Source organism: Nocardia sp. NPDC102475 (genome assembly GCF_055584605.1).
Genome location: NZ_JBVJLS010000006.1, coordinates 128,016 through 141,794 on the forward strand (window position 1 = coordinate 128,016; position 13,779 = coordinate 141,794).

At 65.2% G+C, this 13,779-nt stretch carries 15 protein-coding genes; 10 read left to right on the forward strand and 5 right to left on the reverse strand.

The window, feature by feature from the left end; translation table 11 throughout:
* Positions 1–3: 3 nt before the first annotated feature.
* From ACZ60G_RS13290 to ACZ60G_RS13300, 3 genes are all read right to left on the reverse strand, one after another.
* Positions 4–1,053 (reverse strand): 3-oxoacyl-ACP synthase III family protein, encoded by a 1,050-nt coding sequence (locus ACZ60G_RS13290; RefSeq protein ID WP_465810121.1) that lies wholly within the window; start codon positions 1,051–1,053, stop codon positions 4–6.
* Between the two features lie 72 nt (positions 1,054–1,125).
* Positions 1,126–1,962 (reverse strand): SDR family oxidoreductase, encoded by an 837-nt coding sequence (locus ACZ60G_RS13295; protein ID WP_465810123.1) that lies wholly within the window; start codon positions 1,960–1,962, stop codon positions 1,126–1,128.
* 330 nt (positions 1,963–2,292) lie between these two features.
* A complete protein-coding gene (locus ACZ60G_RS13300) occupies positions 2,293–3,936 on the reverse strand; it encodes an FUSC family protein (RefSeq protein WP_465810125.1) in 1,644 nt (547 codons plus the stop codon).
* 103 nt (positions 3,937–4,039) lie between these two features.
* Here ACZ60G_RS13300 and ACZ60G_RS13305 point away from each other — a divergent pair, with 103 nt between their 5' ends.
* The 6 genes from ACZ60G_RS13305 to ACZ60G_RS13330 all read left to right on the forward strand — a co-directional run bounded on the left by ACZ60G_RS13305 (position 4,040) and on the right by ACZ60G_RS13330 (position 9,243).
* Positions 4,040–5,404, forward strand: a complete 1,365-nt coding sequence (locus ACZ60G_RS13305) for a glutamine synthetase family protein (protein WP_465810127.1) — start codon at positions 4,040–4,042, stop codon at positions 5,402–5,404.
* On the forward strand, positions 5,385–6,125 hold the full coding sequence (locus ACZ60G_RS13310; protein ID WP_465810129.1) for a gamma-glutamyl-gamma-aminobutyrate hydrolase family protein: 741 nt from the start codon (positions 5,385–5,387) through the stop codon (positions 6,123–6,125). The genes ACZ60G_RS13305 and ACZ60G_RS13310 overlap by 20 nt, the downstream gene beginning before the upstream one ends.
* Complete coding sequence (locus ACZ60G_RS13315) at positions 6,122–7,480, forward strand: aldehyde dehydrogenase family protein (protein ID WP_465810131.1); 1,359 nt, start codon at positions 6,122–6,124, stop codon at positions 7,478–7,480. Before ACZ60G_RS13310 ends, ACZ60G_RS13315 begins: the two co-directional genes overlap by 4 nt.
* A 10-nt stretch (positions 7,481–7,490) precedes the next feature.
* Entirely contained in the window at positions 7,491–8,258 is a 768-nt protein-coding gene (locus tag ACZ60G_RS13320; RefSeq protein WP_433601863.1) for a 3-oxoacyl-ACP reductase, read from the forward strand.
* A gap of 79 nt (positions 8,259–8,337) precedes the next feature.
* Positions 8,338–8,502: a hypothetical protein gene (locus ACZ60G_RS13325; RefSeq protein WP_465810133.1), complete on the forward strand. Its 165-nt coding sequence runs from the start codon at positions 8,338–8,340 to the stop codon at positions 8,500–8,502.
* An 84-nt stretch (positions 8,503–8,586) separates the two neighbouring features.
* Positions 8,587–9,243 (forward strand): TMEM175 family protein, encoded by a 657-nt coding sequence (locus ACZ60G_RS13330; protein WP_465810135.1) that lies wholly within the window; start codon positions 8,587–8,589, stop codon positions 9,241–9,243.
* Between the two features lie 218 nt (positions 9,244–9,461).
* Here ACZ60G_RS13330 and ACZ60G_RS13335 read toward each other — a convergent pair whose 3' ends face one another.
* Complete coding sequence (locus tag ACZ60G_RS13335) at positions 9,462–9,668, reverse strand: hypothetical protein (protein WP_063046497.1); 207 nt, start codon at positions 9,666–9,668, stop codon at positions 9,462–9,464.
* A 414-nt stretch (positions 9,669–10,082) separates the two neighbouring features.
* Between ACZ60G_RS13335 and ACZ60G_RS13340 the strand changes: the two genes are divergently transcribed.
* The gene (locus ACZ60G_RS13340) at positions 10,083–10,229 is read left to right on the forward strand and encodes a DUF1059 domain-containing protein (RefSeq protein WP_063813334.1); all 147 of its coding nucleotides are present in this window, start codon (positions 10,083–10,085) and stop codon (positions 10,227–10,229) included.
* 55 nt (positions 10,230–10,284) lie between these two features.
* Here the strand turns inward: ACZ60G_RS13340 and ACZ60G_RS13345 are convergent, their stop codons facing one another.
* Complete coding sequence (locus tag ACZ60G_RS13345) at positions 10,285–11,004, reverse strand: SDR family oxidoreductase (protein WP_465810137.1); 720 nt, start codon at positions 11,002–11,004, stop codon at positions 10,285–10,287.
* Positions 11,005–11,095: 91 nt separating this feature from the next.
* Between ACZ60G_RS13345 and ACZ60G_RS13350 the strand changes: the two genes are divergently transcribed.
* The 3 genes from ACZ60G_RS13350 (at position 11,096) to ACZ60G_RS13360 (ending at position 13,640) form a co-directional block, all read left to right on the forward strand.
* On the forward strand, positions 11,096–11,680 hold the full coding sequence (locus tag ACZ60G_RS13350; protein WP_465810139.1) for a TetR/AcrR family transcriptional regulator: 585 nt from the start codon (positions 11,096–11,098) through the stop codon (positions 11,678–11,680).
* 104 nt (positions 11,681–11,784) lie between these two features.
* Positions 11,785–12,984: a sensor histidine kinase gene (locus tag ACZ60G_RS13355; RefSeq protein ID WP_465810141.1), complete on the forward strand. Its 1,200-nt coding sequence runs from the start codon at positions 11,785–11,787 to the stop codon at positions 12,982–12,984.
* Positions 12,981–13,640 carry a response regulator gene (locus ACZ60G_RS13360; protein WP_465810143.1) on the forward strand — a complete coding sequence of 220 codons (660 nt, stop codon included), beginning with the start codon at positions 12,981–12,983 and terminating at the stop codon, positions 13,638–13,640. The genes ACZ60G_RS13355 and ACZ60G_RS13360 overlap by 4 nt, the downstream gene beginning before the upstream one ends.
* Positions 13,641–13,779: the final 139 nt, after the last annotated feature.

The following is a 13,779-nucleotide window of genomic DNA, read 5'->3' on the forward strand; positions in this document are numbered from 1 at the left end:
GGCTCAGGCCTCCAGACGGGAGATGGTGGCGGCGAGGTGTCCGGAGACGATGCCGGATGCCTCCGGAATCATCAGCACCTTGGACCCCTTGGGGATCTTCTGCTGTGCGAGGTATTCGTGCAGGACCACGAAATGCGAGGTCGACGCGGTATTGCCGAAGTCGTGCAGCACATTCAGGGCTTGGGGCATCGGGGTGCCGAAGTGCCGCTCGGTGAGGTGCGAGATGTACTCGATGGCAGGCGCGCTGAACTGGTGGTGGATCCAGTAGTCGAACTTCTCGCTCTCCCAGGTACGCCCGGTCTCCTCGAGGAAGCTGGACATGCGGTTGATGGCCTGCAGATAGCGGCCCTCGTTCTGCATCGCGCGGTTATCGGTGTACAGCGCGATTCCGGGGGCCTGGTCGCTCGGCATGCCGATGCAGTGTTCGGCGCCGTCGGCGGAGGTCATCAGTTCGACGTAGTGGATTTCGTCGTCATCGTCACCGCGATCGTCGAGCATTACCGCGACCGCCGCATCGCCGACGGTCAGTGCGGCGAACTGCGGGTCGTAGGGCTTGTTGATCTCGCGCGCCGCGGTCTCGGCGATCGGCGTGATCTGTTCGCCGCTGACCACCAGCCCATTGCGGACCACACCTGCCTTGATCATGCGATCCAGCACCAGCACCCCGGTCATCATGCCCGCACAGGCATTCGAGACATCGAAATGGCGGGCCTTCGTCGTGCCGATCTCCTTGCCCAGCATGAGCGCGAAAGACGGTGCGTAGCAGAAGATTTCCTTCCCGCGAGTGCGGGTGATGGAGGCGGAGACGACCGCGTCGATCTCGTCGGGGGTGTAATCGGAGTGCGCCAGGCAGTCCTCGATGGCGCGCAGGGCCAGATCGAAGGAGGATTCGTAGCCCTCGTCGCTGGAGTTGTAGACGCGCCGATTCTTGATACCGGTAATCCGTTCCAGGTCAAGGGATCTCGGTACCGCCAGTCCGGCGATGATCTCCTCGGTGGAACGGACGGTGGATGGTGTGTACGAGCCGATGGACTCGAAACGTGTGCGCAGCATTACCCCTGCTTTCTGTGTCGCATTTCTTCCCTGTGTTGCCAGGAGTTCGACGGCGCTGTCGTCGTGGACGCCCTATTCGGGCAGTCCGACCAAACTCGCGCTTACTTCGCACAATTGGCGGGCTCGCGCATCGTCGCGGGCCAGCCGCGACGGTTCGCGCTCGCGGGTCTTGCGGAAGTAGGCACCGGTCACCTCGGCGACGCTCGGATCCGTCGCGAGGAAGGTGAGCGCGGCGGCGCCCTCGGCCGCGGTGATGAAGAACAGGCGTTTGCTCAGCGCGACGATCGGTTGCCCGAACCATGGCAGCGAATTCCAGATGCCGGTCGAGACCGCGCCGGGATGGAAGGCATTGACCGTCACGCCGGTGCCCGCCAGCCGATCGGCCAGTGCGCGGGCATAGAGCACATTGGCCAATTTGGATCGGCTGTACGCCTTTTCGCCCGAATATCCTTCACCGAACCCGAGATCGTCGAAATCGAGGGTCGCACCGTAATGCATCACCGAAGAGGTGAACAGAATGCGCGCGGGGGCGCTCTGCACCAGCAGATCGATGAGCAGTTCGGTGAGCAGGAATCCGCCGAGATGGTTGGTCGCGAAAGTCGCCTCGATACCGTCCTCGGTTTCGGTGCGCGTCTGGTGATAGCCGCCCGCATTATTGGCAAGTACGTCGATGCGGTCGTAGCCGGCTTCGACCGCCTTGGCGAGTTGGCGCACCGACGACTGCGATGCGATATCGCATTCCAGCGTATCGACCGCGCCCGCCCCCGCCGCCAGCACCAATTCCGCACTGTCGGCGAGCTTCTGCGGATTCCGGCCGACCAACACCAGCCGATCGCCCCCCGCGGCGAGCTGTTGCGCGGCTTCGAGACCGATGCCCGAGGTGGCCCCCGTAATCAGGATCGTCTTCATGTGCGATCACCTTGCCATCGATGCCATGGCCGAAATCCGCTCTCGGGGTGGCTTCGGCGAGTTGCCCGATGTGTGCGAACGCACCTGGTGGCCGCGCGCGCTCGATTGATCGCGCAGATCAGCGTGCGCGTGCCGAATTCGGCCCAATGATGCTGCGCCGTAGTTGTAGCCGTCGCGCATGACTGTCGATAGGGGTGGATAGGGGTAGGTCGTTCCATCTGATGGCAACCGGCGCCGAAACCGGATTTCGGCGATTGCGCCGCTGCATGGAATGTCGATATGTGGTTGGACAACACGCACTTTCGGCTCGATCACTACATGTCGATCGGTTCAGTGCGATGCGTCCATCCGGGCGATCTGTCGGGCCAGGGCGTCGGGGTCGGTGAGCAATTTCCTGGCCGGTGTCAGCCAACATTGCGCGAGCAGGTCGTATCCGATTCGACCGATTTCCGCATGCCGAGGCCATTGTGCATACGTCCACGCCGGTTCGTCGTGATATGCGGCGACTCCGCTGAGGTGATTGCCGACGAGTTCGAACTGCAAATCGCGACGCAAACGCATGGCGGCCGGATCGGCTGGTGGCTTCGTGCGCAGGATCTCGACCAGGTCCGCGGCCACCCGCAGCACCCTGGATTCGTTCCACCGCAGGTCATGCCGGTGCGCACGGGGCGCGATCACCCACATTGCCGCAACCGCGACGAGCGCACCGACCAGCGTCTCGATCAGCCGATCGCGGATGGGAACCAGGATCGGCCCAACCAGCGCGCCACCGATCAGCAGCGCCAACGGCGTAATGAAGACGACGGCGATCCCGTAATTCCGCACTACGAACAGATCCGTCAGGAACATCAGCGCCATGAGCACGAGCACGAGGGCGACGCCCGACGGCGCGAGTGCGTGCAGCGCCGCGAACACGATCAGTCCGACGACCGTGCCCCCGACGCGATGCAATGCGCGCACGGTGCCGACAATGCGATCCGGCCCCAGGTTCAGCACCAGGACGGCAGTGATCACGGCCCAGTCCGGTCGGCCGAGGTCCAACAGCACGCTCAGGCCACCCGCGATCACGGCGGCGGCCAGCGTGCGCAGCGCCGTGGTCGCCGCATGCGAGCGGATCGTCAGTGACCGCCGCAGTCGCTGACCGACAGTCGGGCGGGTCATCGGCACCGGCGCGTCGAGCACGTCCGATGCGGAGTCCGCTATCCCGATGAATTGGCGATGTGCGGCCAGCAGCGTCCGGACGATCTCCGAATCCGGTTCGCGGGCAGGCAGACCCGCATCATGAACCGTGGCCCACGCCGAATGCAGCGCCGCGCCCGCCGCGTGTCGCTGGGCGGCCGAAGGTTGCCCGTTCTTCCGGGATTCGACATAGGTATCGACGGCACGCAAGGCCGCCGCCGCCGCGGCGTTTTCCGGCGCACGCGCATCGCGCAGCATCGGACTCATCGAGATCAGCACCGAACTCAGCACGCCGAGCGCGGTATATCCCACGATGACCGGTACCGAAATACCGGCGGCGGCCATCCGCGTCGCCACCGCGCACACCAGCACGAAGAAGAACATGCCCGGCGGTCCGGCCCGCGTCGCGACCATGACATAGCTCGCGATCAGCGCGACAACGGAAAGTGCCGCCACACCGATGATTCCGGCCGTCGCGTGCCATAGATCGCCGATCACGGCACCGAGCGCCGCCGCCGTGAGAAAGCCCGCCCCCGCGATCAGCACTATCCGCCAACGTATTCGGTAGGCGCGTGCCTCGCCGTAGAGCACAGCGAACGCACCCAGTGCGACGATCAACGCCTGCGGCTGATGACCCGCCGCGAGCACGATCAGCGCGGGCAACCCGAATGCGAGCGCGGACCGCGCGGCCACCGGCCACCGCCAACCCGTTTGCGCCGACCCGAGCAGCAGCGCGCGCCGCAGTGGTGGCGTCGGCACCGGATGGTGCGACGGATCGAAGGTCGGGTCGTCCACCAGGCCATTCAACACCAACCGACCATTGGGTTTTGTGTGTCGGGTCACGCGTTCGTCCCGTTTGCTCTAGCGTTGGCAAGGTTGCTGCCGAGAGGGGTTATCGATGCGTACCGGGATGCTGGAGTTAGTGCAGTTGCAGGCGCTCGTCGAGGCGGGCGAGATCGACACGGTGCTGGTGGCAATGACCGATATGCAGGGCCGTTTACAGGGAAAGCGTTGTGCGGCAAGGTTTTTCCTGGACGAGGTGGTCGGGCACGCGACCGAGGCGTGCAATTATCTGCTCGCGGTGGATGTCGATATGACGACGGTCGACGGATACGCCATCTCGTCCTGGGAAACCGGCTACGGCGACTTCGTCCTGCGGCCGGATCTGAGTACCCTGCGGCTGGTGCCGTGGCAGCCGGGAACCGCGCTTGTGCTGTGTGATGTCGAGCACGTGGAACCGGCGCGTCAGCCGGTCACGGTTTCGCCGCGGCAGATATTGCGAGCGCAATTGGCACGGCTCGCCGAACGTGGTCTGCACGCCTACGTCGGGACCGAACTCGAGTTCCTGGTCTTCGACGACAGCTACGAAGACGCGTGGAATTCCGGCTATCGCGATCTGCGGCCCGCCAACCAGTACAACGTCGACTATTCGATGCTCGGGACCGCACGCATCGAGCCACTGCTGCGTCGCATTCGCAATGAAATGGCCGGTGCGGGACTGTATGTCGAATCGGCCAAGGGTGAATGCAATCCGGGTCAGCACGAAATCGCATTCCGCTATGACGAGGCGCTGGTCACCTGCGACAACCACAGCATCTACAAGAACGGCGCCAAGGAGATCGCCGCCCAGGAGGGGCGCAGTCTCAGCTTCATGGCGAAATACAATGAGCGCGAAGGCAATTCGTGTCATATTCATATAAGTCTGCGTGCCGAATCGGGTGCGGCGGTATTCGCGGGTGACGGCCCGCACGGCACCTCCGCACTCATGCGGCATTTCCTCGCCGGACAACTGGATTGCCTGCGCGAGTTCACCTATCTGCTCGCGCCGAATATCAACTCCTACAAGCGATTCGTGCCAGGGAGTTTCGCCCCGACCGCATTGGCCTGGGGACGCGACAACCGGACATGTTCGCTGCGCGTGGTGGGCGAGGATCTGTCCCTGCGCATGGAGAACCGGATCCCGGGCGGCGATGTGAATCCGTATCTGGCCGTCGCCGCGACCATAGCCGCCGGATTGCACGGCATCGAGCACGCGCTCCCGCTCGAGCCGGAGTTCCACGGCAATGCCTACCGGTCCCAGCGCCCGCGGGTGCCGCGTACGCTGCGGGAAGCGGCGCAATTGTTCGGCGAGAGCAAGGTGGCACGGACAGCGTTCGGCGACGACGTGGTGGACCATTATCGGAATGCGGCACAGGTCGAGCTGGACGCCTTCGACGCCGCCGTCACCGATTGGGAGCGAATCCGTGGTTTCGAGCGGCTCTGAGCAGATCCGTCCGGTCATCGGCCTGCCTACCTACCTGGAACAGGCCCGATTCGGCGCCTGGGATGTGCCGAGTGCGGTGCTGCCGCACAACTACCTGCAGTTGGTGGAGCGCGCGGGCGGCATACCGGTGCTGCTGCCGCCCACCGGCGTGGCGCGCGCGGAACTGGTGGATCGACTCGACGGGCTGGTGCTGACCGGCGGCGCCGATATCGATCCGGCGCGCTACGGCGCGCCGCCGGATGCGGCCCTCGGCCCACTTCGCGCCGACCGCGACGATTCGGAGTTCGAACTGTTGGCCCTGGCGCGCGCTGCCGGTTTGCCGATCCTCGCGATCTGTCGCGGTCTGCAACTGGTCAATGTCGCGTTCGGCGGCACCCTGCTCCAGCATCTGCCGGATCTGCTCGGCCACGACGACCACTCCGGCACGCCGGGCGGCTTCCACCCGAACCGGGTCACGACCGTGCCGGACAGCCTGGTCGCCACGGTCGCCGGACCGGAGGTGAAGGTGAATTGCCACCATCACCAGGCCGTCGCCATCCTGGCCGATGGCCTGGTCGCGACCGCACACGCGCCGGACGGCACGATCGAAGCGGCGGAGGCGCCGGACGGTCCGTTCCTGGTGGGTGTGCAGTGGCATCCGGAGGCGGACGCGACCGATACGCGATTGATGCGAGCACTGGTCCAGGCGGCGGCCATCTATCGAAAGGAACGGAATTCGTGACGACAACGCAGGTGGTCAACCCGGCGACCGAGCAGGTCGTCACGACACTCGAACTGGTGAGCGCGGCCGAGACCGATGCGGCCATCGAACGGGCGCAGCGGGCCGGGGCTGATTGGCGCGCGGTCGCGCCGGGGGATCGGGCTCGGCTGCTGCGTCGATTCGCCGAGGCCGTCGACGCGAATCTCGAGCAGCTCGCCCAGCTCGAGGTCGCCAATGCCGGGCACACCATCGGCAATGCGCGCTGGGAGGCGGGCAATGTCCGCGATGTGCTGCATTTCGCCGCCGGTATTCCGGAACGTCTGCTGGGCAACCAGATTCCGGTCGCGGGCGGGGTCGACATCACCTTCCATGAGCCGCTCGGCGTGGTCGGGGTGATCGTGCCGTGGAACTTCCCGATGCCGATCGCGGCGTGGGGATTCGGGCCCGCACTGGCCGCCGGGAATACGGTGGTGCTCAAACCTGCCGAGCTCACGCCGCTCACCGCGATCCGATTGGGTGAGCTCGCGCTCGAAGCCGGTGTGCCGGAAGGGGTTTTCCAGGTACTGCCCGGCAAGGGTTCAGTGGTGGGGCAGCGGTTCGTGACCCATCCCGCCGTGCGAAAGGTGGTATTCACCGGGTCCACCGAGGTGGGCAAGGAGATCATGGCAGGATGTGCGCGCCAGGTGAAGCGGGTGACGCTCGAATTGGGCGGTAAAAGCGCGAATATCGTTTTCGCCGATGCCGATCTGGAGCGTGCGGCGGCGACCGCGCCCTACGGTGTTTTCGACAATGCCGGACAGGATTGCTGTGCGCGCTCGCGAATTCTGGTGCAGCGCAGTGTATTCGACCGGTTCCTGGAATTGCTGGAACCGGCGGTCCGCGGGGTTCGGGTGGGCGATCCTTCGGCGGAGACCACCGAAATGGGGCCGCTGATTTCGGCCGCGCATCGTGCTCGGGTGGCCTCGTTCGTCGAGCCGTCGACCAAGGTGGCATTCACCGGTACGCAGCCCGACGGACCCGGATTCTGGTATCCGCCAACGGTTGTGCTGCCCGACGCGCCATCGGATCGGGTGCTCACCGAAGAGGTGTTCGGGCCGGTGGTCGCGGTGGTTCCGTTCGAGGACGAGGCCGATGCCGTTCGCATTGCCAATGACACCGAATACGGTCTGTCCGGCTCCATCTGGACCAATGATGTGGGTCGTGCGCTGCGGGTGTCTCGCGGTGTGGAAGCCGGGAATCTGTCGGTGAATTCGCATTCCTCGGTGCGGTATTGGACCCCGTTCGGCGGATTCAAACAATCCGGGCTCGGGCGTGAACTCGGACCCGATGCGGCACTTGCCTTTACCGAGACCAAGAACGTCTTCATCGCTACTTAATTAAGGAGATGTGTTGCAGCGCTTACAGGATCGAGTCGCCGTCGTCACCGGCGGTGGGAGCGGTATCGGCCTGGCCACCGTTCGCCGGTTCGCGGCGGAGGGTGCCAAGGTCGTCGTCGCCGATATCGATGCCGCCGCGGGAGAGGCCGCGGCCGGCGAAGTGGGCGGGGTGTTCGTGAAGGTGGACGTCACCGACGAGGCCCAGGTCGAGGCCATGTTCCAGACCGCCGTCGACACCTACGGCGGACTCGATATCGCCTTCAACAATGCCGGAATCTCACCGCCGGAAGACGATTCGATTCTGACCACCGGCATCGACGCCTGGCGTCGGGTGCAGGAGGTCAACCTGACCTCGGTGTATCTGTGCAGCAAATACGCCATCAACCACATGCTGGACCGGGGCAAGGGCTCGGTGATCAATACCGCGTCCTTCGTCGCGGTCATGGGTGCGGCGACCTCGCAGATTTCCTACACCGCATCCAAGGGCGGTGTGCTCGCGATGAGTCGTGAACTCGGAGTGCAGTTCGCGCGCAACGGTATTCGGGTCAACGCGCTGTGTCCCGGACCGGTGAACACGCCGCTGCTGCAGGAGCTGTTCGCGAAGGACCCCGAACGCGCCGCGCGCCGTCTGGTGCACATCCCCGTCGGACGCTTCGCCGAGCCGGAGGAAATCGCCGCGGCCGTCGCATTTCTGGCCAGTGACGACTCCTCGTTCATCACCGCATCGCAGTTCCTGGTGGACGGTGGCATCTCCGGCGCATACGTCACACCGTTGTAAAGGTACGGTTGATTCGGGCGGACCGCTGAGCGGCAAGCCAGGATTCGCCATACATCGCCGATCAGAGGAGGCTCGTGAGATGAGTACGGAAGATGGGCGATCGCCCGGGCTGTTCAGTCACGACGCCCTGACAACCGAACAGTCCGTCCAAACCGACACCGGCGGTTCCGATTTCCGCCCGGTGTTCAGCCGCAGCGACGGCAGCGCACCCGGTTCGTACCCCCAGCCGGATCAAGGAAGCTGAGCACGCGTAGCGCCGCATCAGTGCGGCGCTACGCCTACAGCGATAGCGAGTGCTCGGGTAACGCCACGGCGTTACTCTGCACGCATGGTCGAGAACGGGCAGCTCCCGAGCGCGCAACTATCGGGTACGGCCCGGGTGGAGGCATTCAGCGATGGGGTAATGGCCATCGCAATCACCCTGCTGATCCTGGAGATTCGGGTACCCGAGCACGAACCGGGGCACCTGCTCGAAGCGCTCGGCCACATCTGGCCGTCGTATGTGGCATATCTGGCTTCATTCCTGACCATCGGCATCATCTGGATGAACCACCACAGCTTCTTCGGCCGCCTCCGCCACCTCGACCACGTGATCCGCTGGTGGAACCTGATGCTCCTACTCGGCGTCTCCGTATTGCCTTTCCCCACCGGCCTTCTCGCCGAATATGTGGTGCACGGCGAACAACGCGACGCCGCCGCGGCCGCCGCCGTCTACGGCATCGCGGGCGTCATGATGACCATCCCCTGGGCTCCGCTGTGGTGGCGCTTGGTCCATCACCCCGAACTCTTCGAACCCGGCTACGACGCCGCCTTCGCCCGCCGCGAAACCACCCGCGCCTACCCCGGCATCCTCATCTACGCCATCTGCATAGCCATCGGCCTCTTCTGGCCAGTAGCCGCCCTGATCCTCTACCTGCTCGTAGCCATCTTCTACGCCATCACCAGCCAAGGTTGGGCAAAGCAGTCCGCTGAGGACGCCGAATAGGTAGCAGTTGGCGTGTGATGGAACCGATCACCGGGCTGGTGCGTCCAAGTCAATGGTGAATCACTCGACGATGGCTGATCGGGTGCGGGTGTGGTGTTGCGGCATGGTGAGTCGGAGAATGTCGCTGCGGCCGTAGTGCCTCGATGGCACGCCGATGCCCGTCGTGGCACGCGGGAAGTCGACGGCGCGTCCCGACGTCGAAGAGCCCAGGACGGTCTTCAGGGAGTGTGCATCAGCTGACCGGCGAGGGTGAACAGGCGGCGGCCGAGCCGCATGACAGGGAGCCCCAGCGGAATGAGGATCAGCGTCACGCATAGCACCGCGCCGACGAGCCAGACCACGGCCGCGAGGATCCCGACGACCGTGCCGAGCACGGCTGTCACGAGCCCCAACACCACGCCGAGCAGGCCCTTTAGCAATTGCATCATGACCTCCGGCTCCTATTCTGCGCTTTTTCGAGCGCGATGCCGAGTTCGGGAATGCCGGATTGTGTCCATGCCGCGCCGGGCCGTTTGGTCGGTCTATGCCGCTGCCGATCGACGCGGAGCGGCGGACGAATCAGGCGTGTCCGTCTCGGCCGAATGACACGACAGGGCTTGCAGCAACTGGCTGGCGTTGTGCTGCGTGGCGTCGGCTAGCTCCGCAACGCGTTGCGGAGCGCGCGGAAGCCCGCCAGTTCTGCCCTGCCCGGCGGCGCGTGTTCGCCCGCCTGAAATCCCGGCCCTGCTGGCTGTATCGAATGCGATGGCAGAACCTGGCGTGGGACCTGAATGGGGGTATGCACCGGCCTGGGCATGGGGCGCGTGCCTAGACTGACGGTGGAGAAGGAAGGACCGCTGATGAAGCGAAATCTGAACTGCCCCTGCGGCGAACAGATCGTCGGGACGGATGAGGACGACCTGGTCGAGAAGACCAAGGCGCATCTGGCCGCGAACCACCCGGGTCACGACTATTCCCGGGACGAAATTCTGTTCATAGCGTACTGATCCGCCACACCCGGCTTTTCGTCACCGCTTGTGACAAAAAGCCGGGTGAGGTGGGTTACTTGGGGGAGCCGAGGCGAGCGCCGCCGTCCACGCGTACCACCACGCCGGTGGTGAAGGTGTTGTCGGTGAGGAATTCGATGGCCTTGGCGATATCGTCGGCGGTGCCGATCCGGCCGACCGGGGTCTGGGCCGCGATTCCGGCGAACACCTCGTCGCGGGCGTCCTCGGGGAGGAAGCTCCACCATTCGGTGTCGATCACACCAGGGGATACGGCGTTCACACGTACGGGTGCGAGTTCGACCGCGAGCACGGGAACGATGGCTTCGACACCGGCATTGACGGCGGCCAGTGCGGCGGTTGTCGGCATGGCGCCGCCCGCGGATGCGGCGGAGACCAGCGTGATCGACCCGTCCTGTGCGAGATGCGGCAGCGCCGCCTGAATGGTGGCGACGTGCGGCAGTAGTTTGCCGGAGACGTGGGCCTGCAGATGGTCGAGGCCGAGTTCGCGGAATGGGGTGGTGCCGGACGGCCCGGTTACCGTCACCACCACATGGTCGACTGGCCCGACCTCCGAAAATAATTGTGCCAGTTCATTTTCGGCGCGCGCATCCGCGACCTTGCCGGTGACCTGCGGGCCGAGCTCGGCCAGTGCGGCGGCGAGTCGTTCTTCGTTGCGTCCGGCGATGACGACCTCCGCGCCGTTCGCGGCGAGTCGGCGAGCGGTCGCCAGGCCGATGCCAGAGGTTCCGCCAACGATGACGACTTTGTTGTTCACAAGATCCTCCTGAGGTTCGAACCACGATGGTTTTCGAACCACCGTGCCTCGTTAATATATTCGAGGCACAGTGTCTTGTAAAGTGACCCGCATGACAGGAACCCGCGGTCGACCCCGCAGCGAGGACGCCAGGCGCGCGATCCTGCACACGGCGCTGGAACTCTGCGAGCGGGACGGCTACCAAGACCTGACCATCAAGGCCATCGCGGACGGGGCGGGCGTCGGGCGGCAGACGGTCTACCGCTGGTGGCCGGATAAGGCCTCGATTCTGATCGAGGCGCTGATTGGTTTGGCCGAAGAGCATGCGGCACTGCGGGTTTCGGACGAATCGGTGGATGTGCTCGTCGCCGTCGAGCGCCTGCTGACGGCTACTTTCGACCTCGCGCAGAAAGTGACGGGTCAGGCGCTGGTCGGTCTGATGGCGGACGCGCAGCGCGATCCAGCCCTGTCCGAACGATTGCAGGACACTGTGATCGGCCCGCGACGAGCGACACTGCGCGCGCTGCTCCAGTGCGGTGTCGACGCCGGAAAACTGACCCCGGCCGTCCCGCTGGATCTCATCGTCGATTTTGTCTTCGGTGCCATGTGGTACCGGCTGCTCAGCCACCACGCGCCGGTGAATGCCGCGCTGGCGAAGGAAGTCACGAGCAGCGTCGCGACCATGCTCGCGCCGTGAGATCGCAAACCTGGGCAGTGAATGCCTCGCTCGCGAGGATGAGTGGCGGGTCATTCGTGCGGGGGAGGCCGGTCGGTTCGGGTGCGGGAGAAACTGGATTCGTTATGAGTTCTCCCGGTGTGCTTGCTCGGACCGTGTCCTGGTCGTCGAAGCGGCTGCGCGCGTTGCCGTCAGGTGCGGTCGATATCGTGCTCGCCGTCGCGGTCACGGTGGCCAGCGTCGGGCCCGCGATCGTGATGCGTGCGCCGTGGTGGGTGGTCGGCTGCTGTGTGCTCGCGTCCGCGCCGGTGCTGTGGCGGCGGCGCGCGCCGATTCTGGTATTGCTCGTGGTCGGGCCCGCGATCACCGTGCTGGCCTGTTTGCATGCCATGCCCGCATTGCCGTACGGGACGATCATCTGCGTGTACACGATCGCGGCCTACAGTCCGAATCGGCCGCGGCGGTTCGCGCTGATCAGCGTGAGTGTCGGGATCCTGATCTCGCTGGTCATTCCGAACGAGAGTCCGGATTCCTATGGTTATGCGGCCATGTCGTTCGTCACGGCGTGGGCGCTCGGTACCGGTGTGCGGGCGCGGCGGCTGCAGATCGAGATGTTGGAGGAGCGGGCGCGGCGGCTGCAGATCGAGATGTTGGAGGAGCGGGCGCGGCGGCTCGAGGAGGAGCGGGGTGCGGCGATTGATCGGGAGCGGCTGCGCATCGCGCGGGATATGCACGATATCGTCGGCCATTCGGTCGGGCTGATGATCGTCCAGGCCGAGACCGGGCCGCTGCTGACCCACACGGACCCGGATCGCGCCGATGCCACCTTCGCGGGCATCGCCGATACGGGTCGCGAAGCGGTGCAACAGCTTCGGTGCAGTCTCGGTGCTTTGCGCGGCACCGATGATCCGCCGCACCAGCCCGGGATCGAGGCGATTCCCGATCTGGTGGCGATGTCGCGGCGCAGTGGGCTGGTCGTGTCGTTCGACGAATTCGGTGCGCGCCGTGTGGTTTCCGGTGATATCGGAGTCACGGCGTATCGGGTGGTGCAGGAAGCGTTGACGAATACGATGAAGCATGCGGGAGCCACCGATGTGCGAGTGTCGTTGCGGTGGTTCGAGGATCGGCTGATGGTGCGGGTGTCCGATGATGGTCCGGCAGGTGTGGTCGACTGTGGTGGCATCGGCTCTGCCCTGGGGCATGGTTTGGTCGGGATGCGAGAGCGCGTCACCAGCGCAGGCGGGCGGTTGCAGTATGGGCGTTCGGCAAGTCTTACCGGTGGCTTCGAAGTAACCGCCGAACTTCCTATCGCACAGGGGAATTGAGCATGCGCGTGCTCGTCGTCGACGACCAGGACCTGTTCCGTGCCGGCTTCCGGCTGATCCTGGACACCCAGCCCGATATCACCGTGATCGGTGAGGCCGCCGATGGACTCGAGGCCGTCGAGCAGGCTCTCGAACTACAGCCGGACGTCGTGGTCATGGACGTGCGAATGCCGCGCATGGACGGCGTTGCCGCAACCGCCCGAATCTGCGCCGAGACCAGCGCAAAAGTGTTGGTACTGACCATGTTCCACCTGGACGAATACGTCTACGCTGCCCTGCGCGCCGGCGCCAGCGGATTCCTGCTGAAAGACCTACGCCGCGAACAACTGGTCGAAGCCGTACGCGTAATCGCAGCAGGCGACGCACTCCTCGCCCCAACCGTCACCCGCCGACTCATCGCCGACCTGGCCCACCGCGGCCACCCCCGCCCCGACCTCACCCGCCAACTCGAAACCCTCACCGACCGCGAACGCGAAATCCTGCGCCACCTGGCCCGCGGCCTCTCCAACGCCGAACTAGCCGCCACCCTCGTCCTCAGCGAACACACCGTGAAATCCCACATCAGCTCCGTCCTCACCAAACTGGCCCTCCGCGACCGCGCCCAAGCCGTCGTCTTCGCCTACGAATCCGGCCTGACAGTCCCCGGCCGCGACTGAACCGCCGCTGTCGTCAGTACTCTTCGTGCCGTTCGCCGATCGTCTCATGGGTTTCGATCGATCAGCATTGGGCCCCTCCCTCCGACGTCAGATTGCATGTGGTGCAGCCGAGTACGCGGCAGCGTCCATCGAAACGGCC